Annotated in this window: 24 protein-coding genes; 8 read left to right on the top strand and 16 right to left on the bottom strand. The window is 75.1% G+C overall.

Features of this window, described 5'->3' with window-relative positions; genetic code table 11:
* Positions 1 to 162 precede the first annotated feature (162 nt).
* The 4 genes from sdhC to BKA21_RS15645 all read left to right on the top strand — a co-directional run bounded on the left by sdhC (position 163) and on the right by BKA21_RS15645 (position 3,698).
* Positions 163 to 561 carry a succinate dehydrogenase, cytochrome b556 subunit gene (gene sdhC, locus BKA21_RS15660; RefSeq protein WP_140459881.1) on the top strand — a complete coding sequence of 133 codons (399 nt, stop codon included), beginning with the start codon at positions 163 to 165 and terminating at the stop codon, positions 559 to 561.
* On the top strand, positions 561 to 1,019 hold the full coding sequence (sdhD, locus tag BKA21_RS15655) for a succinate dehydrogenase, hydrophobic membrane anchor protein (RefSeq protein ID WP_140459880.1): 459 nt from the start codon (positions 561 to 563) through the stop codon (positions 1,017 to 1,019). Before sdhC ends, sdhD begins: the two co-directional genes overlap by 1 nt.
* 67 nt (positions 1,020 to 1,086) lie before the next feature.
* Positions 1,087 to 2,913: a succinate dehydrogenase flavoprotein subunit gene (gene sdhA / locus BKA21_RS15650; RefSeq protein ID WP_140459879.1), complete on the top strand. Its 1,827-nt coding sequence runs from the start codon at positions 1,087 to 1,089 to the stop codon at positions 2,911 to 2,913.
* The gene (locus BKA21_RS15645) at positions 2,913 to 3,698 is read left to right on the top strand and encodes a succinate dehydrogenase iron-sulfur subunit (RefSeq protein WP_140459878.1); all 786 of its coding nucleotides are present in this window, start codon (positions 2,913 to 2,915) and stop codon (positions 3,696 to 3,698) included. Before sdhA ends, BKA21_RS15645 begins: the two co-directional genes overlap by 1 nt.
* Positions 3,699 to 3,795: 97 nt before the next feature.
* On the opposite strand, the gene BKA21_RS15640 is transcribed toward BKA21_RS15645, so the two are convergent.
* From BKA21_RS15640 to sigE, 7 genes are all read right to left on the bottom strand, one after another.
* Complete coding sequence (locus tag BKA21_RS15640) at positions 3,796 to 4,803, bottom strand: YihY/virulence factor BrkB family protein (protein ID WP_140459877.1); 1,008 nt, start codon at positions 4,801 to 4,803, stop codon at positions 3,796 to 3,798.
* Between the two features lie 21 nt (positions 4,804 to 4,824).
* Complete coding sequence (locus BKA21_RS15635) at positions 4,825 to 5,472, bottom strand: 2'-5' RNA ligase family protein (protein WP_140459979.1); 648 nt, start codon at positions 5,470 to 5,472, stop codon at positions 4,825 to 4,827.
* Positions 5,472 to 6,530, bottom strand: a complete 1,059-nt coding sequence (trpS, locus tag BKA21_RS15630) for a tryptophan--tRNA ligase (protein WP_140459876.1) — start codon at positions 6,528 to 6,530, stop codon at positions 5,472 to 5,474. Before trpS ends, BKA21_RS15635 begins: the two co-directional genes overlap by 1 nt.
* Positions 6,531 to 6,655: 125 nt before the next feature.
* A complete protein-coding gene (locus BKA21_RS15625) occupies positions 6,656 to 7,048 on the bottom strand; it encodes a twin-arginine translocase TatA/TatE family subunit (protein ID WP_140459875.1) in 393 nt (130 codons plus the stop codon).
* 118 nt (positions 7,049 to 7,166) lie between these two features.
* On the bottom strand, positions 7,167 to 8,633 hold the full coding sequence (locus tag BKA21_RS20280) for a S1C family serine protease (RefSeq protein WP_239072937.1): 1,467 nt from the start codon (positions 8,631 to 8,633) through the stop codon (positions 7,167 to 7,169).
* Positions 8,630 to 9,553: an anti-sigma factor gene (locus BKA21_RS15615; RefSeq protein WP_140459873.1), complete on the bottom strand. Its 924-nt coding sequence runs from the start codon at positions 9,551 to 9,553 to the stop codon at positions 8,630 to 8,632. The genes BKA21_RS20280 and BKA21_RS15615 overlap by 4 nt, the downstream gene beginning before the upstream one ends.
* Positions 9,550 to 10,146 carry an RNA polymerase sigma factor SigE gene (gene sigE / locus BKA21_RS15610; RefSeq protein ID WP_140459872.1) on the bottom strand — a complete coding sequence of 199 codons (597 nt, stop codon included), beginning with the start codon at positions 10,144 to 10,146 and terminating at the stop codon, positions 9,550 to 9,552. The genes BKA21_RS15615 and sigE overlap by 4 nt, the downstream gene beginning before the upstream one ends.
* Before the next feature lie 226 nt (positions 10,147 to 10,372).
* Between sigE and BKA21_RS15605 the strand changes: the two genes are divergently transcribed.
* Positions 10,373 to 11,005 (top strand): O-methyltransferase, encoded by a 633-nt coding sequence (locus tag BKA21_RS15605; RefSeq protein ID WP_140459978.1) that lies wholly within the window; start codon positions 10,373 to 10,375, stop codon positions 11,003 to 11,005.
* 79 nt (positions 11,006 to 11,084) lie between these two features.
* Here BKA21_RS15605 and BKA21_RS15600 read toward each other — a convergent pair whose 3' ends face one another.
* The 6 genes from BKA21_RS15600 to dapE all read right to left on the bottom strand — a co-directional run bounded on the left by BKA21_RS15600 (position 11,085) and on the right by dapE (position 17,430).
* On the bottom strand, positions 11,085 to 12,719 hold the full coding sequence (locus tag BKA21_RS15600; RefSeq protein ID WP_140459871.1) for a leucyl aminopeptidase family protein: 1,635 nt from the start codon (positions 12,717 to 12,719) through the stop codon (positions 11,085 to 11,087).
* Between the two features lie 10 nt (positions 12,720 to 12,729).
* On the bottom strand, positions 12,730 to 12,897 hold the full coding sequence (locus BKA21_RS15595) for a DUF3117 domain-containing protein (RefSeq protein ID WP_013116243.1): 168 nt from the start codon (positions 12,895 to 12,897) through the stop codon (positions 12,730 to 12,732).
* A gap of 194 nt (positions 12,898 to 13,091) precedes the next feature.
* Positions 13,092 to 14,411 carry a hypothetical protein gene (locus tag BKA21_RS15590; RefSeq protein WP_218887019.1) on the bottom strand — a complete coding sequence of 440 codons (1,320 nt, stop codon included), beginning with the start codon at positions 14,409 to 14,411 and terminating at the stop codon, positions 13,092 to 13,094.
* On the bottom strand, positions 14,408 to 15,346 hold the full coding sequence (gene folP, locus BKA21_RS15585) for a dihydropteroate synthase (RefSeq protein WP_373308213.1): 939 nt from the start codon (positions 15,344 to 15,346) through the stop codon (positions 14,408 to 14,410). Before folP ends, BKA21_RS15590 begins: the two co-directional genes overlap by 4 nt.
* Positions 15,343 to 16,218 carry an LOG family protein gene (locus BKA21_RS15580; protein ID WP_140459870.1) on the bottom strand — a complete coding sequence of 292 codons (876 nt, stop codon included), beginning with the start codon at positions 16,216 to 16,218 and terminating at the stop codon, positions 15,343 to 15,345. The genes folP and BKA21_RS15580 overlap by 4 nt, the downstream gene beginning before the upstream one ends.
* 99 nt (positions 16,219 to 16,317) lie before the next feature.
* The gene (gene dapE, locus BKA21_RS15575) at positions 16,318 to 17,430 is read right to left on the bottom strand and encodes a succinyl-diaminopimelate desuccinylase (RefSeq protein WP_239072935.1); all 1,113 of its coding nucleotides are present in this window, start codon (positions 17,428 to 17,430) and stop codon (positions 16,318 to 16,320) included.
* 120 nt (positions 17,431 to 17,550) lie between these two features.
* Here dapE and dapD point away from each other — a divergent pair, with 120 nt between their 5' ends.
* Both dapD and BKA21_RS15565 read left to right on the top strand, forming a co-directional pair.
* On the top strand, positions 17,551 to 18,498 hold the full coding sequence (gene dapD / locus BKA21_RS15570) for a 2,3,4,5-tetrahydropyridine-2,6-dicarboxylate N-succinyltransferase (protein ID WP_140459869.1): 948 nt from the start codon (positions 17,551 to 17,553) through the stop codon (positions 18,496 to 18,498).
* A gap of 10 nt (positions 18,499 to 18,508) precedes the next feature.
* Positions 18,509 to 19,441 carry a hypothetical protein gene (locus BKA21_RS15565; protein WP_239072934.1) on the top strand — a complete coding sequence of 311 codons (933 nt, stop codon included), beginning with the start codon at positions 18,509 to 18,511 and terminating at the stop codon, positions 19,439 to 19,441.
* Between the two features lie 37 nt (positions 19,442 to 19,478).
* Here BKA21_RS15565 and BKA21_RS15560 read toward each other — a convergent pair whose 3' ends face one another.
* The 3 genes from BKA21_RS15560 to fdxA all read right to left on the bottom strand — a co-directional run bounded on the left by BKA21_RS15560 (position 19,479) and on the right by fdxA (position 22,481).
* Positions 19,479 to 20,789 carry a citrate synthase gene (locus BKA21_RS15560; protein WP_140459868.1) on the bottom strand — a complete coding sequence of 437 codons (1,311 nt, stop codon included), beginning with the start codon at positions 20,787 to 20,789 and terminating at the stop codon, positions 19,479 to 19,481.
* 188 nt (positions 20,790 to 20,977) lie between these two features.
* Complete coding sequence (dapC, locus tag BKA21_RS15555) at positions 20,978 to 22,126, bottom strand: succinyldiaminopimelate transaminase (RefSeq protein ID WP_140459867.1); 1,149 nt, start codon at positions 22,124 to 22,126, stop codon at positions 20,978 to 20,980.
* A 28-nt stretch (positions 22,127 to 22,154) separates the two neighbouring features.
* Complete coding sequence (gene fdxA / locus BKA21_RS15550) at positions 22,155 to 22,481, bottom strand: ferredoxin (protein ID WP_140459866.1); 327 nt, start codon at positions 22,479 to 22,481, stop codon at positions 22,155 to 22,157.
* Positions 22,482 to 22,601: 120 nt separating this feature from the next.
* On the opposite strand from fdxA, the gene BKA21_RS15545 reads away from it, so the two are divergent.
* On the top strand, positions 22,602 to 22,847 hold the full coding sequence (locus tag BKA21_RS15545) for a putative acetyltransferase (RefSeq protein ID WP_140459865.1): 246 nt from the start codon (positions 22,602 to 22,604) through the stop codon (positions 22,845 to 22,847).
* Positions 22,848 to 22,881 lie beyond the last annotated feature (34 nt).

Here is a 22,881-nt window from a genome sequence, read left to right as displayed (position 1 = left end):
CGGCGGTCACGACCATCGGGGCCCTCTGTGGCCTTCGTCACATCCGCACCCGGCCGTGCCCCGGTCGGCGGCCCGCGCGGGCCAGGCGCCGCGACGTGTCACTACAGTGAGGGTCACCCAGGACATCGCCGTCCACACACTCGCCACAGGAGGCCCCCCACCGTGTCCTCAGCGCCCACCGCGCCAGCGCGGCCGGCCGGAACGCTCTACCGCGGGCGCGAAGGCATGTGGTCGTGGGTCGCGCACCGCGTCACCGGCTTCGCGATCTTCTTCTTCCTGCTCGTGCACGTGCTCGACACGTCGCTCGTGCGCGTCTCCCCGGAGGCGTACAACGCCGTCATCGGCACCTACAAGAACCCGATCATGGGCCTCGGCGAGGCAGGCCTCGTCGCCGCCGTCGTGTTCCACGCGTTCAACGGGGTCCGCATCATCCTGGTCGACTTCTGGGCCAAGGGACCGCGCTACCAGCGGGTCATGCTCTGGGTCGTCCTCGGCCTGCTCGTGGTGACCATGGCCGGCTTCCTCCCCCGCCACCTCATGCACGTGTTCGGAGGCGAGTGATGCGCACCATCGCCGACCCCAAGGCCCCGCGGCCCTCGCGCCCGGGCCCGACCCGCCGCACCACCAGCGGCAACACCGAGCTGTACGGCTGGATCTTCATGCGCGCCTCGGGCGTGATCCTCGTCGTGCTGATCTTCGGGCACCTGTTCGTCAACCTCATGGTCGGCGACGGCATCTCGGCGATCGACTTCGGCTTCGTCGCCGGCAAGTGGGCCTCGCCGTTCTGGCAGATCTGGGACCTGCTCATGCTGTGGCTCGCGATGATCCACGGCACCAACGGCGTGCGCACGATCATCAACGACTACGCGGAGAAGGACAGCACGCGCCTCGTGCTCACGGGCGCGCTCTTCTTCGCCTCGATGGTCGTCATCGTGCTCGGGACCCTCGTGATCTTCACGTTCGACCCGTGCCCCCCGAACAGCCCGGCCGACCTGCTGCCGTCGTTCTGCACCGCGTGAGCGCGCACCCCCCGAGCCCCGTGCCGCGTCCCTGACGCCCCACCCCCGAAGGAAGGCATCGCCCCCGATGCAGACCCACCAGTACGACGTCGTGATCGTCGGCGCGGGCGGCGCCGGCATGCGCGCGGCCCTCGAGTCCTCGACGCGCGTCCGCACCGCCGTCATCTCCAAGCTCTACCCCACGCGCTCCCACACCGGCGCGGCGCAGGGCGGCATGTGCGCCGCCCTCGCCAACGTCGAGGAGGACAACTGGGAGTGGCACACCTTCGACACGGTCAAGGGCGGCGACTACCTCGTCGACCAGGACGCCGCCGAGGTGATGGCCAAGGAGGCGATCGAGGCCGTCCTCGACCTGGAGAAGATGGGCCTGCCGTTCAACCGCACGCCCGAGGGCCGGATCGACCAGCGCCGGTTCGGCGGCCACACGCGCAACCACGGCGAGGCCGCCGTGCGCCGCTCGTGCTACGCCGCGGACCGCACCGGCCACATGATCCTGCAGACGCTCTACCAGCAGTGCGTGAAGAACGACGTCGAGTTCTTCAACGAGTTCTACGTCCTCGACCTGCTCGTCGACCACGACCTGGCCGCCGCCGACGTCCCCGAGGGCGAGGCCGTCAACGTCTCCGGCGTCGTCGCGTACGAGCTCGCCACCGGCGAGATCCACGTGTTCCAGGCCAAGTCGGTGGTGCTCGCCACCGGCGGCGCGGGCAAGATCTACAAGACGACGTCGAACGCGCACACCCTCACCGGCGACGGCATGGCGCTGGCGTACCGGCGCGGCATCCCGCTCGAGGACATGGAGTTCTTCCAGTTCCACCCGACCGGCCTCGCGGGCCTCGGGATCCTGCTGTCGGAGGCCGCGCGCGGCGAGGGCGGGATCCTCCGCAACGGCGACGGCGAGCGCTTCATGGAGCGGTACGCCCCCACCATCAAGGACCTCGCACCGCGCGACATCGTCGCCCGGTCGATGGCCAACGAGGTCCGCGAGGGCCGCGGCGCGGGACCGAACAAGGACTACGTCCTGCTCGACCTCACGCACCTGGAGCCCGCCCACATCGACGCCAAGCTCCCGGACATCACGGAGTTCGCGCGCACGTACCTCGGCATCGAGCCCTACACCGAGCCCGTGCCCGTGTACCCCACGGCGCACTACGCGATGGGCGGCATCCCGACGAACATCGAGGGCGAGGTCCTGCGCAACTCGACCGACGTGATCCGCGGCCTGTACGCCGCGGGCGAGGTCGCCTGCGTCTCGGTGCACGGTTCCAACCGCCTCGGCACCAACTCGCTGCTCGACATCAACGTCTTCGGCAAGCGCTCCGGGCGGGCCGCGGCGGCCTACGCGGCCACCGCGTCGTTCGTGGACCTGCCCGAGCAGCCGGCGGCGGACGTCGTGGCCGGGCTCGAGGAGATCCGGACCCGGGCCGACGGCGAGCGCGTGGCGGACATCCGCCGCGAGCTGCAGGAGACCATGGACGCCAACGCCCAGGTCTTCCGCACCGAGCAGACCCTGCAGACCTCGCTCGACGCGATCCGGGCGCTGCAGAAGCGGTTCCGGGCGGTGAGCGTGCAGGACAAGTCGCGCACGTTCAACACCGACCTGCTCGAGGCCGTCGAGCTGGGCTTCCTGCTCGACATCGCCGAGACCGTCGTCGTCGGGGCGCTCAACCGGCGCGAGTCGCGCGGCGGGCACTTCCGCGAGGACTTCCCCGACCGCGACGACGCGCAGTTCATGCACCACACGATGGCCTACCGCCGCCCGCAGTCCTCCACGGCGGCCGCGGACCCCGGCAGCGCGTTCTCCCACGTGGAGGAGTTCGACGGCTACCGGCTCGTCCTGGGCTCCAAGCCCGTGACCGTGACCCGCTACCAGCCGATGGAGCGCAAGTACTGATGACCACCACCGTCGACGCACCCGAGGCGAAGGTCGGCGCCGTGCCGTCCTTCCAGGTCACGCTCAAGGTCCGCCGGTTCCTGCCCGCGGACGAGGACCTGCCGACGTTCGGCGAGGCCTTCACGGCCGAGCCCCGGTGGGACGAGTTCACGGTCACCGTGCACGGCACGGACCGCGTCCTCGACGCCCTGCACAAGATCAAGTGGGACCAGGACGGCTCGCTGACGTTCCGCCGCTCCTGCGCGCACGGGATCTGCGGGTCGGACGCCATGCGCATCAACGGGCGCAACCGGCTGGCCTGCAAGACTCTGCTCAAGGACCTCGACCCGTCCAAGCCGATCACCGTCGAGCCCATCAAGGGCCTGCCGGTGATCAAGGACCTCGTGGTCGACATGGAGCCGTTCTTCGCGTCGTACCGCGAGATCATGCCGTTCCTCATCACCACCGGCACCGAGCCGACGAAGGAGCGCCTGCAGTCGGCGGCGCAGCGCGAGCGGTTCGACGACACGACCAAGTGCATCCTGTGCGCCGCGTGCACGTCGTCGTGCCCGGTGTTCTGGACCGACGGGCAGTACTTCGGCCCGGCAGCGATCGTCAACGCGCACCGGTTCATCTTCGACAGCCGTGACGAGGGCGGCGCGCAGCGCCTGGAGATCCTCAACGACAAGGAGGGCGTGTGGCGCTGCCGCACGACCTTCAACTGCACCGAGGCCTGCCCGCGCGGCATCGAGGTCACCAAGGCGATCCAGGAGGTCAAGCGCGCGATGATCACGCGCGCCTTCTGACCTTCACGACGGCGGCGTCCCGGGCTCCGGCCCGTGGCGCCGCCGTCGTCGTCCCCGGCCGTGCCCGGCGACGTCCCGGCGCGGGCCGCCCGGCGCGTCAGGCAGCCGCGTCGTCGCCCTGCGGGTCGACGTACGGCGGGTCGGCCGTCCAGGCGGCGGCGAGCAGCACGACGCGGGCGATGAGGTTGATCCACAGCAGCAGCACCACGATCGCGGCGAACGAGCCGAGGACCGGGTTGCCCTCGACCGACCCGGACACCGCCGACGTGCCGAGCAGGCGCACGACCCCAAGCCCCGCGCCCGCGAGGCACGCGCCGACCAGCAGGTCGCGGCGCGGCGGGTCCTGACCGGCGAGGACCCGGACCACGAGGACGAACACCGCGGCGTCCACCACGAAGGCGACGAGCACACCCACGCCCTGCAGCACCACCGTCGACGCCGCCGACCAGCCCGCCGCGTCGAGCACCCAGCCCGTCACGGCGGTCGCCACGATGCCCAGGACCGCCGACAGCAGCACCGCCACCCCGAGCCCGACGAACCCGGCCAGCTCGCGCGCCTTGCCGATCACCGCGCCGCCGACGACGGGTGCGTCGAACATCGCCCGGACCGCCCGCCGCAGCGCCGAGACGGCCGAGATCGCGCTGACGAGCAGGACGACCACCGCGACGACCCCGGCGACGCTCAGGCCCGTCGACATGACGAGCGTGTCCGGCGAGATCAGCCCGTCCTCGTCCGGCGTCGTGAGCAGCCCGGGCAGGGCGTCGGCGACCGTGTCGAGGACGGTCGCGCGCAGCTCGGCGTTGCCGCCGAGGACGGCCATGAACACCGTCCAGCCGATGGTCAGCCCCGCGAACACCGAGAACAGGCTCGCGTAGGCGATGCCGCCGGTGAGCACGGGCCCGCCGCCTTGGCCGAACCGGGTCAGCGCCCGGGCCGCCCGGGTGTGCTGCCACCGGTCCAGCAGCGCCTTCGCCCGCTCGACGGGCGTCCGCGACGGCTGCTCCGGCACCGGGTCGGGCGCCGCGGACGCCGCCCGGACGTGCGCGCCGCCGGCCCCCGCGGGCGGGGCGGCGACGGACGGGCCGGGGTCGGGCGCACGGGTCATGCGCCCGAATCTAGGTGCGGGTCAGCGGGGCGGCATCCCGGGCACGACGGCCCCGGCGCCTGCCGGGGCGTCGGCAGCGGACACCCCGTGCGGTGCGCCTGGCACCGCGTCCTCGGGCGGCGCATCGGGGCACAGCACCGGCTCCCCCGTGCCGAGCAGGAACGTCCGGACGGGCTGCCAGGCGGTCCCGTCGTGCACGAACCGGAAGAGCCGGTCCACCTCGAACCGGACGTCGACGTCGCCGGCCGCGGCCTGCGCGGCGTCCAGGGCCCCGTCGCCGACGTCGTGGGCGACGGTGACGTGCGGGTGGAACGGGAACCGCGCCGGCACGTCGAGCGGCCCGGAGCGCAGGTCCGCCTCGAGCGCGGCGCACGCGTCGGCACCGTCGGCCAGGGCGACGAAGACCACCGGGGACACCGGCCGGAACGTGCCCGTGCCGCGCAGGTGCACGCCGAACGGCCGGTGCGCACCCGCGACCCGGGACAGGTGCGCGTCGACCGCCCGGACGTCGGGCACGCACGTCGGCCCGACGAGCGTGACGTGCGGCGGGATGTCGGCCTCCGGGTCGCCTGCGGCCGCACGCACGGCCCGCAGCCGCGACGCCAGCGGCTCGGGCACGGCGACGACGACGCCGACGAGCGCCTCGCCGGTGCCGCACCCCGGCAGCATCACGACCGCGGACGCCGCGGCAGGAGCCCGGAGCGGTCGTAGAGGCGCTCGAGGGTGGGGACCGCGAGCGCCCGGGCCCGCTCGGCGCCCTCGGCGAGGACGTCGTCGAGGGCCGTCGGGTCGGCCAGGTAGTGGTGCACGCGCTCCTGGAAGGGCGTGAGGAAGCCCACGACCACCTCGGCGAGGTCCTTCTTCAGGTCGCCGTAGCCCTTGCCCGCGTAGTCGGCCTCCAGGGCCGCGACCGGGCGGTCCGTGAGGGCCGAGAGGATCGTCAGCAGGTTCGAGACGCCGGGCTTGGCGACCGGGTCGTAGCGGATCTCCCGCTCGGCGTCGGTGACCGCGGAGCGGATCCGCTTGGCCACGACCTTCGGGTCGTCGAGGAGCTCGATGAGGCCGTTCGGGCTCTCGGCGGACTTGCTCATCTTCGCCGTCGGGTCCTGCAGGTCGAAGATCTTGGCGGTCGCCTTGACGATGTGGGCCTCGGGGACGACGGCCGTGCCGGCGCCGAACCGGGCGTTCATCCGCTGCGCGAGGTCGCGGGTCAGCTCGAGGTGCTGGCGCTGGTCCTCGCCGACGGGGACGAGCGTGGTGTCGTACAGCAGGATGTCCGCCGCCATGAGCACCGGGTACGTGAACAGGCCGACGGTCGTGCCCTCGGTGCCCTGCTTGGCGGACTTGTCCTTGAACTGCGTCATCCGCGACGCCTCGCCGAAGCCCGTGTGGCACGACAGCAGCCACGCGAGCTCCGCGTGCTCGGGCACGTGCGACTGGACGAACAGGATCGAGCGCGCCGGGTCGACGCCCGCGGCGAGGTACTGCGCGGCGGTGCGGCGGGTGCGCTCGCGCAGCACGGCCGGGTCGGGGCCGACCGTGAGGGCGTGCAGGTCGACGACGCAGTAGATCGCGTCGTGGACCTCCTGCAGCGCGACCCACTGCGTGAGGGCACCCAGGTAGTTGCCGAGCTGCAGCGAGTCCGACGTCGGCTGCATGCCCGAGAAGATGCGTCCCCGGCCCGACGTCGTGGCGGACGGCTGCGCGGCGGGCAGCTCCTGGGTCATGCGGGCCTCCTCGTGCGGACCGGTGCGGTCCGGTGCGGTGCGGTGCGCGGGTGTGCGCGGGGGTCGGCGGCGGCGCGGCGGGACCACGGTGCGCGAGCACCGCCGGGTCGCCCTCGCCGGTGCGGTCAGGTCGCCTCGTCGTCGTACGGGGCCGGGGCGTCGTCGCGGACCGTGGCGCGGGCACCGGCGGTCGCGGCACCGGTGGCGGCCGTCGCGGCGGCACGGCCGGGGCGGGGCACCGACGGGCGGGAGCGGGTGGGAGCGGTGTCCTCGAGGAGCGCGTCGCGCACGATGCGGCGGGGGTCGTAGCGGCGGGGGTCGAGGGCCGCCCAGTCGACGTCGGCGGCGGTGTCGCCGAGCTCGTCGTCGATCCGGGAGCGCGCGTCGCGGGCGACGTCACGCAGGCGACGCACCCAGCCGGCCAGCTGCTCGGCGTACGCCGGCAGCCGCTCCGGCCCGACGACCAGCGCGGCGACGAGGAGCAGCACGAGCAGCTCGCCACCGTTGATCCCGAACACGCGCCAAGGTTACCCCCGGGCGCACCCGCCCGGACCGGGGCCCGCCGGGCGCGCGCGTCCCCGCCCGGCGCGTCCGGCGCGGCACGCGGCACGACGCAGCGCACGGGCTCCCGCGCACCTACTGCGCGGAGCGCTCCCGGAGCTCGACGCGCACGTCGCGCTCGTCCTCGCCCGTCCGCACGCGCAGCACGACCGTGTCGCCCGGCTCGCGCGCACGGATCGCGACGATGAGCTCGGCCGGGGCCGTGACAGGCCGCCCGTCGATCGCGAGGATCACGTCGCCGCGGCGCACGCCCGCGAGGTCCGCCGGTCCCCCGGCGACGACCGCCTCGGTGTCGGGCGGGTCCTCGACGTACACCTGCACGCCCTCGCCGGAGTACCGCTCGTCGAGCAGCACGCCGATCACCGGGTACGTCGCCGCACCGGTCTCGATGAGCTGCTCCGCGGTGCGGCGGGCCTGGTTCGACGGGATCGCGAACCCCAGCCCGATGCTCCCCGACGCGCCGGACAGTCGGCCCGGCGGCTGGGCGATCGCGGAGTTGATGCCCACGACCTCGCCCGCCGCGTTGACCAGCGGCCCGCCCGAGTTGCCGGGGTTGATCGCCGCGTCGGTCTGGATGGCGTTGATGAACGCCTGCGAGGTGTCGTCACCGGCGACCACGGGCCGGTTGAGCGCGCTGACGATGCCCGTGGTGACGGTGCCGACGAGCCCGAGGGGCGCACCGATCGCGACGACCGGGTCGCCCACGACGATCGCGTCGGAGTCGCCGAGCGCGAGCGGGACGAGGCCGGTGACGTCGATCTTGAGGACGGCGAGGTCGTACTCGGCCGTCGCCCCGACGACGCGCGCCGCGTGCTCGGACCCGTCGGAGAGCAGGACCACGACCTCGTCGTCGCCCGCGCCGGACACGACGTGGTTGTTGGTCAGCACGTACCCGTCCTGGCGCAGCACGAACCCGGAGCCGGAGCCGACACCGTCGGCCGTCTCCACCTCGATGGAGACCACGGACGGCAGCACGCCGGCGGCGACGCCCGCGACGGACCCCGGGGACCGGTCGACGGGCTGCGCCGACGTGCCCGCCGTCGGCAGGCCCGCGTCGGGGATCCGGTCGTCGGACGCGGACCGGGCGCCGAGCACGCCGCCGGCGAACCCCGCACCGAGCGAGGCGAGCACGATCGGCACGACCCACGCGACCGACAGGTGCCGGCGCCGTCGTCGCCGCACGGGTGCACGCACCGGCACGTCCGGCGCCGTGGGCGGGACCGCGACCGGCACCGGGCCGGCCGTCGGCACCGGCGTGGCGGCCGGCCGCTGCTCGGCCGTCTGCGTCGGACCGTCCGGCGGGAGGAGCGCGTCGGCCGCCGGGGGCACCGGGCCGCCGGGACCGGACGCGACCCCGGGGGGCGACGTGTCCGGACGGACCTGGCGGGGCGTGGCGTCGCCCGGGCCCGCGGCCGCGCCGGCGTCTGGCTCGTCGTCGCTCGACGGGCGGTACGCGGACGGCGGGGCGAAGAGCGGCGGGGGCGGCGGCCCGCCGGCCGGGCCGACGGCGTTCGGGTCCGCGGCGTTCGGGTCCTGCGTCACCGGTCTCCCCACGCACCCGTCACGGTCTGCCAGCCACGGCCGATGCGGCCGGGCACGGTGTCGTCGTACTCCCCGGTGCCGAAGGCGGCCACGACCGCGGCCACCTCGTCCTCCCCGGCCGTCGAGACGACCTGCACGACCGTGCCGTCGGCCTGCCACACGCCCTGCCAGGGCTCGTAGGACAGCACGTGCACGTCGCGCCCGCCGACGGTCTCGACGGGGACGCCGGCGAGGGCCGACGCGTCCAGCACACCCTGCTGCTCGGTCACGACCACGGTGCCCCCCGGGCCGACGAGGTCGACCTCGAGGACCTCGGCGTCGTCACCCGTCCAGCGCACGGCGGAGACGTCCCAGCCGCGTGGCAGCCCGGTCGGCAGGGCCCAGCCCTGCGCGGACAGCCGGCTGACCGCGGTCTGCGTGAGCGCCTGCCCGGGCTCGGCGGTGCGGTCGGCCTCGGCGAGCAGCCCCAGCGCCAGCGCCGGGCTCGTCGTCGGCTGGACGACCGGTCGCGCCCCGAGCACGAAGAGCATCGCCGCGACCGCGCCGACACCGGCGACGGACCCGGCGACCAGCCGCACCGGGCTGCGGCGCGAGACCACGTCGCCGCGCAGCGTCCCGGCCACGCGCGGCAGGGCGTGGGCGCGCACGTGGTGGCCTGCGAGCGGCACCGCGAACGGGTCCCGCGCCGTCGGGGGCGGGACCGGGCGGCACGAGCCGCCCAACGACAGCAGCCGCGCGGTGAGGTCCTCGGTGGGCTGCACCGGGTCCGCCCCGGCCAGAGCCCGCCGGGCGGCCCGGGCGGCCTCGAGCTCGTCGGCGCACTGGCGGCAGACCGCCACGTGCGCGAACGCGCGCTCGGTCGCGGCCGGGTCCAGCTGGCCGTCGACGAGCGCGCTGATCCACGAGCCCAGGTGCGTCACCCGCCCACCTCCGCGGCGACGGGCACCGGGGAGCCCGGGTCGGGGGCGGCGGCGAGCGCGGCGGGCGACCGGTGCGCGAGCGACTCGCGCAGGCGTGCCCGCGCGCGGTGGATGCGGGAGCGCACGGTGCCGAGCTTGATGCCCAGCGTCACGGCGATCTCCTCGTACGACAGCCCCTCGATGTCGCACAGCACGACCGCGGCGCGGTACTCCGGCGGCAGCTCGTCGAGGGCGCGCTGGACGTCGTGGTCGAGGTTGCCGGCCTCGAACGCCCGCTCGGGCGTGCTCAGCGCGTCGGGCGAGGACCAGCGCTCGGTGTCGTCGCCGATGGACTCGATCCGCACGCGCTGACGGCGGCGGGCACCGTCGAGGAACAGGTTCGTGGTGATGCGGTGCAGCCAGCCCTCGAAGGTGCCGGGGCTGTAGGTGTGCAGCGAGCGGAACACGCGGACGAACGTCTCCTGCGTGAGGTCCTCGGCGTCGTGCCGGTTGCCCGTCAGCCGGTACGCGAGGCGGTACACGCGTGCGGAGTGCTCGCGGACGATCTCCTCCCACGACGGTGCCTGCCACTCGGTGGTGGGCGGCTGGGTCATCGGTGCGTGCTCTCCTCGTCTCGTGCACGGTGCGCGTGCGCGCCCCGTGCGCGTCCAGTCTCGCACCGCCGCGCGGACGGCTCGACCTGACGCACGTCCGGCTCAACGCACCGGCACGGCCCGGCGTTCCCCGGGGCTGCGGGTGGGCGGCGATACGCTGGCCCCGGCGTGCCAGGCGGTCCGCCCGGCACGCCGCCGACGCACGGGGGACCCCTGGGAGGTCGTCATCTCCACCGACAAGGCCCAGAGCTGGGTCTACTGCGAGGAGTTCCTCACCGAGGACGACGTGCTCCTCGACGCGCGCGAGCGCGCGTCGCACCTGGGCTGCACGCCCGTCCTGCCGGGCACGGGGGCCGCGCTGAGCGTCCTGGCCGCGGCCGCGCAGGCCCGGGCGGTCGTCGAGATCGGCACGGGCGCGGGCGTGAGCTCGCTGTACCTGCTGCGCGGCATGCCCGCCGACGGCGTGCTCACCACGATCGACGTCGAGCTCGAGCACCAGCGGGCCGCGAAGGAGGCGTTCGTGGCCGAGCGGGTCCGCCCGACGCGCACGCGCGCGATCTCGGGGCGCGCGCTCGACGTGCTGCCGCGCCTGACCGACGGCGGCTACGACATGGTGTTCGTCGACGCGGACGCCGACGGGTACCCCGGGTACGTCGAGGAGGCCGTCCGGCTGCTGCGTCCCGGCGGGGTGCTCGCGGTCGACGACGCGCTGTGGCACGACCGGGTGGCGGACCCGGCCCGCCGGGACGAGGCGACGACGACCATCCGCGACGTGGGCCGCCAGGTCCGCGCCGACGACCGGCTGATCCCGGCGCTGCTGCCGACCGGGGACGGGCTGCTCGTCGCCGCCCGACGCTGACCGAGCCTCGCTGACCGAGCCTCGCGCTGACCGCGCGGCGGCACCGCACCCGGACCGGGCACGGTGCCGCCGCGGTGCGTCAGGCCTCGAGGTGGTCGAGGTAGTCCAGCAGGAGGCGCGCGCCGTAGCCGGTCGCGCCCTCGGTGACCTCGTGCTTGTCGGACGTCGAGCGCGCCGGCCCGGCGACGTCGAGGTGCGCCCAGGCCCGCGTGCCGACGAACCGGCGCAGGAACAGGGCGGCCGTGATCGAGCCACCGCCGATCGCGCGGTCCGACGGCACGTGCCGCAGGTCCGCGACGGACGAGCGGACGGCGTCCTCGTAGTCGTCGACGAGCGGCATGTGCCACGCGGCCTCGCCGCTGCGTCCCGCGGCGGCGAGCAGGGCGGCCACCGTGTCGTCGTCGGTGCCGTAGAGCGCGGCGTGCTGCTTGCCCAGGCCGAGGCTCGCGGCACCGGTGAGGGTCGCGACGTCGACGAGGACGTCGGGGTCGAGGGTCGCGTCGGCCCAGGCGAGGGCGTCGGCGAGCACGAGGCGTCCCTCGGCGTCGGTGTTCGCGATCTCGACCGTCGTGCCGCCGTGCAGCGTGAGCACGTCGCCCGGGCGGTACGACGCGGCACCGACGTGGTTCTCGGCGAGCGGCAGCACGGCCGTCACGCGGTGCGCGCAGCCCAGGGCGGCCGCACCGAGCACGGTCGCGAGCGCCACCGCGGCGCCCGCCATGTCGGTCTTCATCGGCACCATGGCCTCGCGCGGCTTGATGCTCAGGCCGCCGGTGTCGTAGGTGATGCCCTTGCCGACGACGACGACGTGCCGGCCGGTCGTCTGCGACGGCGTGTACGTGAGCCGCACGAGGCGCGGGGGCGACGCCGAGCCCGCGCCGACGGCCAGGATGCCGCCGAACCCGCCGGCGGCGAGCTCGCGCGGTCCGAGCACCTCGACGTCGAGGCCGGCCGCGGCGCCCAGGCGTCGGGCGTGGTCGGCGACCCACTCGGGGTTCTTGGTGCTCGACGGGGTGTTGGTCAGGTCGCGCACGAGCCACGTCGCGGACGCCGCGGTGCGGGCGGCGGCGACGGCGGCCTCGACGCGCGGCCCGTCCCGGCCGAGCAGCACGAGGTCGGCCGGTGCGGGCGCAGCGGGGGCCGTGCCCGTGCGTGGCGTCGTGTAGGCCGCGAGGAGGTACCCCTCCGTGACGGCCCGGGCCGCGTCGGCAGCGCCCGACGCGTCGTGGTGGGTCTGCGCGCCGACCGTCGTGGCCACGACGCCGAGTCCGCGGGTGGCACGGGCCAGCGCGGCGCCCGCACGGCGCAGGGCGGTCGGGCTCTCGTCGCCGACGCCGACGAGCACCAGGCGCGGGGGCAGGCCGGACCACGGCAGCACGACCGAGGAGCCGACGGGCCGCGGCAGGTGCACGGTGAAGGCCTCGCCGGCGGCACCGGTCAGGCCTGCCCGCTCGGCGAGCTCGGCGAGGTCGATCCCGTAGCGGGCGGCCGCCTGCGGCGTCCCCGACCGCGGGGCGAGCGCGTCGTCCCCCTCGCGCCCGGGGGCCACCTGCACCGCGACCGCGTCGACCGTCCCGTCGGTGAGGAGGGGTGAGTCGTCGACGGCGCCGCCGTGCGGCGTCACCTCGGGCAGGTCGCGCGGCAGCGGGTCGGTGCGCGGGGCGTCGGTCCGACGCCCCGCGGCACGCCCGGGCCCGGTGGTCCGTGGGCTCATCGGAGGTCGGTCAGCCCACGACGGAGGTGAGCGCCTCGCCCAGCTCGGCGGCCTCGGTCGCGTTGAGCTCGACCACCAGCCGTCCGCCGCCCTCGAGGGGCACGCGCATGACGATGCCGCGGCCCTCCTTGGTCACCTCGAGCGGTCCGTCGCCGGTCCTCGGCTTCATCGCGGCCATGCGGCCTCTCCTTCGCCTCGTGCGTCGCCCGGCCGCACGGCGTCGGGCGGGCCCGACAACACGCTGAGCAGCCGGTTGTCCGTCGGCCATCTTAGGTCACCGGGACCCCACGGGTCCGTCGGTGCGCACGATCCGGTCGCGCGTCCGGCTCGGCGGGGAGCCCGCGGCACGCGCGCGCGGGTGCGCGGGACCCGTCACGGGGGCCAGTCGCCGCCCGGGTTGAACTCCCACATCTGCCGGATCCAGAGCACGTGCAGCCCCAGCATGAGGACGAGCACCGCACCGAACCACGCGCGCCGCGCCCACGTCGGCCGGGTCACCACGCCCGCCGTGACGGCCGCGAGCGGGAACGCCAGCAGCAGGAACCGCGCGAGGCTCGACCCCGGCTCGATGACGGCGACGATGTAGAGCAGGTAGGCCGCGGACCACGCGTGCAGCTCCGGCTCCAGGCGCCACGCCGCAGGCACCACGAGCACCGCGACGACGAGGGCCGCGCCCGCCACGACCAGCCACGGCCCCCACGCGCCGAACCAGAACTGCGGCACGTACGTCCACCCGAAGAACGGCGTGGTCTCCCGCACGCCGCGCCACGCCTCCTGCGTCTGCAGGTAGCCGTCCGGCACGCCCGTGAACCAGCCGCACAGCAGCGGCCACGCGACGCCCGAGACGAGCGAGGCGAGCAGCAGACCCCCCACGCCGAGGCCGTCCCGGACCGTGAACGTCTCGGTGCCGCGGCGTGCGCGCCACAGCCGCACGAGCCCGTGCACCCCGACGACCACGGCCATCGGCAGCGCGACCGCCCGGGCGAACCCCAGCAGCACGACGACCACCACGGCCCAGCCGTACCGGCGCCGGACGATCAGCAGCAGCGACGACGCCACCAGCAGCAGGGCGAGCGACTCGGTGTAGGCGACCTGGAGGACGGCCGCGGTCGGGAACACGCTCACCAGGGCCACCGTCGCCAGCGGCAGGCCCGGACGGGCGGCCACGGCCCGCGGCGCACCGTGCACGACCACCTGGTGCACCACCAGCGCGGCCGCCGTCGCGAGCGCGAGCGACACCACCGGGGCCGCCGCGACCCAGCTCGCGCCGGTGAGCTCCATGACGCCGCGCACGAGCGCCGGGTACAGCGGGAAGAACGCCCACGCGTTCTGCTGCACGAGCCCGTCGGGCCCGACGGGCAGGGTGTCCGGGTACCCGCTCTCGGCGATCTGCCGGTACCAGCTGCCGTCGTAGAACAGCGCGACGAAGGTGGCGTACGCCGGGTTCGCGCCCGCCCAGTGGCTGGCCTCCTGCACGCCGGACGTCCACACGAAGACGACGGCGGACAGCGTGCGGGCGGCCGCGTGGACCAGCAGCACGTGGACCCACCACGGCCACGCGGCCACGCGTGCCCACCACGCGGCGCGCTCCGGCGCGGGAGCCTCCGGCGCGGGAGCCTCAGGCGCAGCGGCCTCCACCGCGGTGCCCTCCGGCCCCTGCCCCTCGGCGCGCGCCACGTCGTCCCGCGTCACGCCGTGCCCCGCACGGACGACCAGGGGGCCAGCTCGCCCCGGACGGCCGCGACCATGTCGAGCGTGCGCCGGGTGGCGGCGACGTCGTGCGCGCGGAACACCCGGGCGCCCAGCCACGCCGCGACGGCCGTCGCGGCGAGGGTCCCCTCGAGACGCTCGTCGGGCGGCAGCCCGAGGGTCTCGCCGACGACGTCCTTGCGGCTCAGTGCCATGAGGACAGGGTGCCCGATCCCGACGACCTGCGGGGTCGTCCGCAGCAGGTGCAGCGAGTGCCAGGTCGTCTTGCCGAAGTCGAGGGTCGCGTCGACCAGCACCGAGGCGGGGTCGACCCCGAGCGCGACGGCCCGGGCCGCGGCGGCCGTGAGCGTCGCGACCACGTCCTGCACGACCCCGTCGAGGGGGTCGGTGCCGTCCGCGGCGGCGTACGTGGTGCGCCACGGGTCCGTCCGCGGGGTCGCGCCGCCGGTGTGCGAGCACACGACCCCCAGCCCGCGCTCGGCCGCGACCTCGACCAGGCCCGGGTCGTGCCCCGCCCAGGTGTCGTTGAGCAGGTCGGCGCCGGCGTCCGCCGCCGCGCGCGCCACGGTCGCCCGCCACGTGTCGACGCTGACCAGCAGGTCCGGGTGCCGGCGACGCACGCGCTCGACGACGGGCACGACCCGGGCGATCTCCTCGGCCTCGTCGACCGCGGGCCCGCGGCCCGCACGCACGCCGCCGACGTCGAGCAGGTCCGCGCCGTCCGCCACGGCACGGTCGACGGCCGCGTCGACCGTGCCGTCGGAGAAGCGGGCGGCCGCGTAGAACGAGTCGGGGGTGCGGTTCACGACGGCCATCACGACCGGGCGGTCGGGGCCGAACGTGCGTCCCCGCAGCCGCAGCGGCGCCGCACCCGCCGGGACGCCCGGCAGCGCCGGCCCGGGCACCGGGGCCGTCACCACCCCGACGCCTCGTCGGCGGGCGCAGCGGCCGCCCGCTCCGCGGCGGCGCGTGCCGCTGCAGCCTCCTCCTCGGCACGCAGCTCGGCGCCGCGCGTGACCACCGCCTCGACCGCCTCGGCCGGGCTGTCGACGACCTGCAGCAGGTCCACGTCGGGCGCCGCGATCATGCCCTCGTCGTGCACCGTGGTCCGCAGCCAGTCCAGCAGGCCCGACCAGTACCCCCGGCCCAGCAGGACGATGGGGAACCGGGTGACCTTGTGCGTCTGCACGAGCGTCAGCGCCTCGAAGAGCTCGTCGAAGGTGCCGAAGCCGCCGGGCAGCACCACGAACCCCTCGGAGTACTTGACGAACATCGTCTTGCGGGCGAAGAAGTAGCGGAAGTTCACGCCCAGGTCGACCCACCGGTTCATGCCCTGCTCGAACGGCAGCTCGATGCCGAGGCCGACCGACAGCCCCCCGGCCTCCGCCGCGCCGCGGTTGGCGGCCTCCATGATCCCCGGGCCGCCGCCCGTGATCACGGCGTACCCCGCCTCGACGAGACCACGGGCCACCGCCTGCGCGTCGTCGTAGTACGGGCTGCCGGGGCGCACCCGGGCGGAGCCGAACACGCTCACGGCGGGGCCGACCTCCGCGAGCGCCCCGAACCCCTCGACGAACTCCGACTGGATGCGCATGACCCGCCAGGGGTCCGCGTGCAGCCACGCGGTGCCCTCGCCGCGGGCGAGCAGCCCCTGGTCGGACGTCGTGGTGGGGATCTGGTCGCGGCGCAGCAGCACGGGCCCGCGGCGGTACTCGGCCGGGGGCGGCTGCGACGCCGGGCCGGCGGCGGGGTCCGTGGGTGCGGTCCGGGCGTCGTCGTCCTGGCTCATGGCGCCGACTCTAGGCGGAGGCCCGGGCCGCCCGCGCGCACCCCGGCGCGTCGCGGTCAGCACGTCGCAGGTCGGACGTCGCAGGTCGGGACGCGAGCGTCAGGACGTGCCGAGGGGGAGCCCCTCCGGCCGCCGGCCGGTCAGCCAGCCGCGCAGCGCGGCCAGGCACGCGTGGATCTGGTCGACCGGGCAGCGCTCGTCCTGCGTGTGGGCGAGCAGCGGGTCGCCGGGGCCGAAGTTCACGGCCGGGAGGCCGAGCGCGGAGAAGCGCGCGACGTCGGTCCAGCCCTGCTTGGCCGACGGCCGGCCGCCCGTGACCTCCAGGACCGCGGCGGCGAAGTCCTGCGCCGTCGGGTCGTCAAGGCCGGGCCGGGCCCCCGCGGCCGCGTCGACGACGACGACGTCGTAGCCGGGCAGCACCTCGCGCACGTGCGCCTCGGCCTCCTCGACCGTGCGGGACGGCGCGAAGCGGTAGTTCACCGTCACCACGCACGCGTCGGGGATCACGTTGGTCGCGGTGCCGCCGTGCACGAGCACGGCGTTGAGGCCCTCGCGGAACACCAGGCCCTCGACCTCGACGTCGGCGGGGCGGTACGCCGCCAGGCGCGTGAGCACGTCGCCGGCCGCGTGCACCGCGTTGACGCCCGTCCAGGAGCGGGCCGAGTGCGCGGCGACGCCGCGCAGCCGGACCTCGGCGCGCAACGTGCCGTTGCACCCGCCCTCCAGGCCCGCGGCCGTCGGCTCGCACAGCACGGCGAAGTCGCCGCCGACCCAGTCGGGGTGGTGGCGCACCACGCGCCCGAGACCGCTGAGGGACGCGTCGACCTCCTCGTGGTCGTAGAACACCCACGTGACGTCGTGCACCGGGTCGGTCAGCGTCGCGGCGAGCACGAGCTGGACCGCGACGCCGGCCTTCATGTCGACCGTGCCGCGCCCCCACAGCACGCCGTCCTCCAGCCGCGTCGGCAGGTTGCCGGTCACGGGCACCGTGTCGAGGTGCCCGGCCACGACGACCCGCCGCGCCCGCCCCAGGTGCGTGCGGGCCACGACCGTGTCGCCGTCGCGCAGGACCTCCAGGTGCGGGTGCTCGCGCAGCGCGGCCTCGACCGCGTCGGCCAGGCGCGTCTCGTCGCCCGAGACGGACGGCAGGTCGCACAGCTCGCGCGCGAGGGTCACGACGTCGGCGGACAGGTCGAGGATGTCGGCGGCCACGACGCCGACCCTACGCCGCGGGCAGGTCGCGTCGTCCACGACGTCTGCACACCGCTGCGCCCGACCCTGCACCGGACCGCCACGCCGTGCGCCCGGGTCCGCGCCGTAGGCTGTCGGGCCATGACCGACCGCACCGCGTGGGGCCACGGCCTGGCCACGACGACCCTCGACGGCACGACGCTCGACGTCTGGTACCCCGCCCCCGCGCTGGGCGCACCGCCCGCCGGCGCGACGCCCGGAGCGGCGCTGCTCGCGGCCGAGCGCGACGACGAGGCCCGCCGCGTGCGGGTGCGCGTCGTGACGACGGTCGTGGACCTGGACGCCCCGCCCGCCGGCACGGCCGACGCGTACCTGCGCCTGCACCTGCTCTCGCACCGTCTCGTCGCGCCGCACGGGCAGAACCTCGACGGCATCTTCGGGGTGCTGCCGAACGTCGTGTGGACCGACCGCGGCCCGTGCGCGGCCGAGGACTTCGAGGAGACGCGGCTGCGGATGCGCGCCGCGACAGGGACGCCGGTCACCGTCTTCGGCGTGGACAAGTTCCCCCGCATGGTCGACTACGTCGTCCCGTCCGGGGTGCGGGTCGCCGACGCGGACCGCGTGCGCCTCGGCGCTCACCTGGCACCCGGCACCACCGTGATGCACGAGGGCTTCGTGAACTTCAACGCCGGCACGCTCGGCACGTCGATGGTCGAGGGGCGCATCTCGGCGGGCGTCGTCGTGGGCGACGGCTCCGACGTCGGCGGCGGGGCGTCGATCATGGGCACGCTGTCGGGCGGGGGCCGCGAGGTCGTCCGGCTCGGCCGCCGCTCGCTGCTCGGTGCGAACTCGGGCCTGGGCATCCCCCTCGGCGACGACTGCGTCGTCGAGGCGGGGCTCTACGTGACCGCCGGCACGAAGGTGACGCTCGTCGGGTTCGAGGGCGAGGGCCCGCGCGTGGTCAAGGCCCGCGAGCTGGCGGGGGCCGACGGCGTGCTGTTCCGCCGCAACTCCCAGACGGGCGCGGTCGAGGCCGTCGCCCGCTCCGGTGCCGGGGTCGCCCTGAACGCCGTCCTGCACAGCAACTGAGCGCGACCGCATGAGCGCGCGACGCCCACCCCGCGGGTCCCGGCGCGCCCGCGGGGCCCGCCGCAGCCCCCTCATGGGCTGCCTCGGCGTCGCGGGGGCCGTGCTCGGCGGCGTCGCGCTGGTCGCAGTCGGCGCGACGGCCGTGGTCGCCCTGCTCGACGAGGTGCGTCCCGCGGCCGTCGCCGAGCCGCGGTGCACCGCGCACCTCGACGGCACGGACTGGACGCTCAGCCCCGACCAGGCGCAGAACGCCGCGCTGATCGCCGCGCTGGGCGTGCGCCGGGACCTGCCCGCGCGCGCCGTGACCATCGCGCTGGCGACCGCGCTGCAGGAGTCGCGCCTGGAGAACATCGACTACGGCGACCGGGACTCCGTGGGCCTGTTCCAGCAGCGGCCGTCGCAGGGCTGGGGCACGGTCGAGCAGATCATGGACCCCGTGTACTCGACGACGCAGTTCTACGACGGGCTCGTCGAGGTGCCCGGGTACGAGGACCTGGAGGTCACCGTCGCCGCGCAGGCCGTGCAGCGCTCGGGCTTCCCCGACGCGTACGCCCAGCACGAGGTGCGCTCGCGCGCGTGGGCGTCCGCGCTGACCGGGCACTCCCCCGCCGCGGTGACGTGCGTGCTGCCCGGCGGTGCGGCGGCGACCGAGGACGTCGCGGCACGTCTGGCCCGGGACCTCGGCGACCTGCCGACCACGGCCGCGCCCGGCGCCGAGGGGGTCGCGCCGACGGTCGACGTCGACGCCACGTCGCTCGCCCCGTCCGACGCGGTCCGCGCCGGCTGGGTCGCCGCCCAGTGGGCGGTGGCCGTCGCCCAGCCGACCGGCGTCGACCTGGTCGCCGTGGGCGACCAGGTGTGGGACCGCACCGCGGGCGCGTGGTCGACCGTCGAGGAGGGCGCGCTGCCCCCCGGTCAGGTCCGGCTCACGCTCGCCGGCTGACCGTCGAGCGGCCCGGGACCGACCGGCCCCGAACGGGTCAGCGCTCGGCGACGCCGACGTAGTCGCGCGCGACCGCACCCGTGTACACCTGGCGCGGGCGGCCGATCTTCGTCTGCGGGTCGTTGATCATCTCCCGCCACTGCGCGATCCACCCGGGCATGCGGCCCAGCGCGAACAGCGGCGTGAACATCTTCTCGTCGAAGCCCATGGCCTTGTAGATCAGGCCCGTGTAGAAGTCCACGTTCGGGTAGAGCTTGCGGGAGATGAAGTACTCGTCCGACAGGGCGATCTCCTCCAGGGACATCGCGATGTCGAGGAGCTCGTCGTTGCTGCCCAGGGCCTGCAGGACCTCGTGCGCGCTCTTCTTCACGATCGCCGCGCGGGGGTCGTAGTTCTTGTAGACGCGGTGCCCGAAGCCCATGAGCCGGACGCCGTCCTCCTTGTTCTTGACCCGGCGCATGAAGTCCGAGCCGTCGCCGCCGTTGGCCTTGATCTGGTCGAGCATCGTCAGGACGGCCTCGTTGGCGCCGCCGTGCAGGGGGCCCGAGAGCGCGTTGATGCCCGCCGCGACGGAGGCGTAGATGTTCGCGTGGCTGGAGCCGACGATCCGCACGGTCGACGTCGAGCAGTTCTGCTCGTGGTCCGCGTGCAGGATGAGCAGCTTGTCGAGCGCGTTGACGACGACCGGGTCCGGGTCCCACTGCTGGTACGGCACGGCGAACGTCATGCGCAGGAAGTCCTCGACGTACCCGCGCGAGTAGTCCGGGTACAGCAGGGGCTCGCCCTTGGACGTGCGGTGCACGTACGACGTGATGGTGCGCGTCTTGGCGAGGATCAGCACCGTCGCCAGCTCGACCGTCTCGGGGTCGAACGGGTCGAGGGACTCGGGGTAGAACGTCGACAGCGCGTTGAGCGCGGACGCCATGACCGTCATCGGGTGCGCGCCGCGCGGGAACGAGCCGAGGAACGTGCGGAAGTCCTCGTGCACGAGCGTGTGGCGGTTGACCCGCTCCTCGAACGCGTGCAGCTGATCGGCGTCCGGGAGCTCGCCGTGCACGAGCAGGTAGGCGACCTCGAGGAACGAGGAGTGCTCCGCGAGCTGCTCGATCGGGTACCCGCGGTAGCGCAGGATGCCCGCGTCCCCGTCGATGTACGTGATCTGCGACTCGCACGAGGCGGTGTTCATGAAGCCCGGGTCGACGGTGACCATGCCGGTGTCGCGCAGCAGCGACGACACCACGATCCCGTCGTTGCCCTCGGTGGCCTGCACGACCGGCAGGTCACGGGCCTGCCCGTCGACGACGAGCTGGACGGGGGCCTGGACCGGTGCGGTCACGACGTCCGACATGGGGTTTCCTTCCTGCGCCGACCAAGGGGTGCAGCCGACGCCGGTGTCGTCCACCGTGCGCGCTGCGACGACCGACGGCCGGTGTGATGACCCCCGTCGGTCCGCTGAGACGGTACCTGGCACCGGTGCCCCGTGACGAATGTCCTGCCCAGACTTTACCTGCGTGTGACATTCATCACAGCGATGCGTCAGACGCCCCGGAGCCGCGCCGCCGCCTCCGCGACGCGCTCGTCCGACGCCGTCAGCGCCACGCGCACGTGCCCGGACGCCGCCGTGCCGTAGAACGCACCCGGCGCCACCAGGACGCCCAGCCCCGCGAGGTGCCCGACCGTCTCCCAGCAGTCGCGCGACGGACCGTCCGGGCGGACCCACAGGTACAGGCCCGCCGCCGACCGGTCGACCACGTACCCCGCGGCCTCGAACGCCGCGCGCAGCGTCGACCGGCGGTGCGCGTACCGCGCCCGCTGGTCGGCCACGTGCGCGTCGTCGCCCAGCGCCACCGTCATCGCGGCCTGCACCGGCGCCGGCACGATCATCCCCGCGTGCTTGCGCGTCTCCAGCAGGCCCGCGACCAGCGCGCCGTCGCCGGCGACGAAGGCCGCCCGGTACCCCGCGAGGTTCGACTGCTTCGACAGCGAGTACACGGCGAGCAGCCCCGTGCGGTCGCCGCCCGTCACCCGCGGGTCCAGCACGCTCGGCACGCCGTCCCGCACCCACGGCTCGTCCCACGCCAGCTCGGCGTAGCACTCGTCCGACGCCACCACGACCGGTCGGCCCGTGCGTGCCGACGCGGCACGCGCCGCGCCGACCACCGCCGCCAGCTCCTCGACGCCCAGCACCGAGCCGTCGGGGTTGCCCGGGGAGTTCAGCCACACCAGCCGCACGTCGTCACCGGCGGCCAGCCGGGCCGCCGGGTCCGCGCACGGCTCCGGCGTCGCACCCGCCAGCCGCGCCCCCACGTCGTACGTCGGGTACGCGACCGCCGGGTGCAGCACGACGTCGCCGGCACCGAGGCCGAGCAACGACGGCAGCAGCGCGACGAGCTCCTTGGAGCCGACGGTCGGCAGCACCGCGGCCGGGTCGAGCCCCGGCACGCCACGACGGCGGGCGAACCACGCCACGACCGCCTCGCGCAGCGCACCGGTGCCGTGCGTCGTCGGGTAGCCCGGCGCGTCCGCCGCCGCGACGAGCGCCTCGCGCACCACCGCCGGCGTCGGGTCCACCGGGGTGCCCACCGACAGGTCGACGATGCCGCCCGGGTGCCGGCGCGCACGCTCCGCGTACGGCACCAGCGCGTCCCACGGGAAGTCGGGCAGCGCGCCCGTCAGCAGCCCCATCGGTCCCCCGACCGGGTGCCCGCGGCGGTCACTCGCCGTGGACGCGCAGCGGCAGCGTGGCGATGACGGGGTGGTCGCGGTCGATCTGCCCCATCTTGGCCGCACCGCCCGGCGAGCCCAGCTCGTCGAAGAAGTGCACGTTGGCCTCGTAGTACTGGCCCCACTGCTCCGGGACGTCGTCCTCGTAGTAGATGGCCTCGACGGGGCACACCGGCTCGCAGGCGCCGCAGTCGACGCACTCGTCCGGGTGGATGTACAAGGAGCGCTTGCCCTCGTAGATGCAGTCGACCGGACACTCCTCGATGCACGCCTTGTCCTTGACGTCCACGCAGGGTTCGGCGATCACATACGTCACGGTCGGTTCCTCCACGAGTGCAGGGGTCGACCTAGTATCCCCCACGTGCACGGTCCTTCGAGCCCAAACCCGCCCGAGAGCACCCCGGCAGCCCCCGCGGGGCCCTGGCGGGAGTGGTCCGTGGGCGAGCGCGTCGTCGTCCGCCGGCGCCGTGACCTGCCGCCGGACGCCCCCGCGGGCGAGCCCCGGCACACCGACGTCCTCGGCCACGTCGTCGAGATCGACGACGACGGCGTGACGCTGCGCACCCGCCACGGCGACGTCGTGCACGTCCCCGCCGACGTCATCGCGCTGGGCAAGCGGGTCCCGCCCCCGCCCGCGCCGCGCACCCGCCGGCGCCGCGAGGACGACCGTCCGGCCCCCTGACCTCCGGGGGCCCTGACCTCCGGCGGGACGCACC

The sequence above is a fragment of the Cellulomonas oligotrophica genome (genome assembly GCF_013409875.1).
Taxonomy (GTDB): domain Bacteria; phylum Actinomycetota; class Actinomycetes; order Actinomycetales; family Cellulomonadaceae; genus Cellulomonas; species Cellulomonas oligotrophica.
This window is presented reverse-complemented; position numbering and strand designations above follow the sequence as displayed.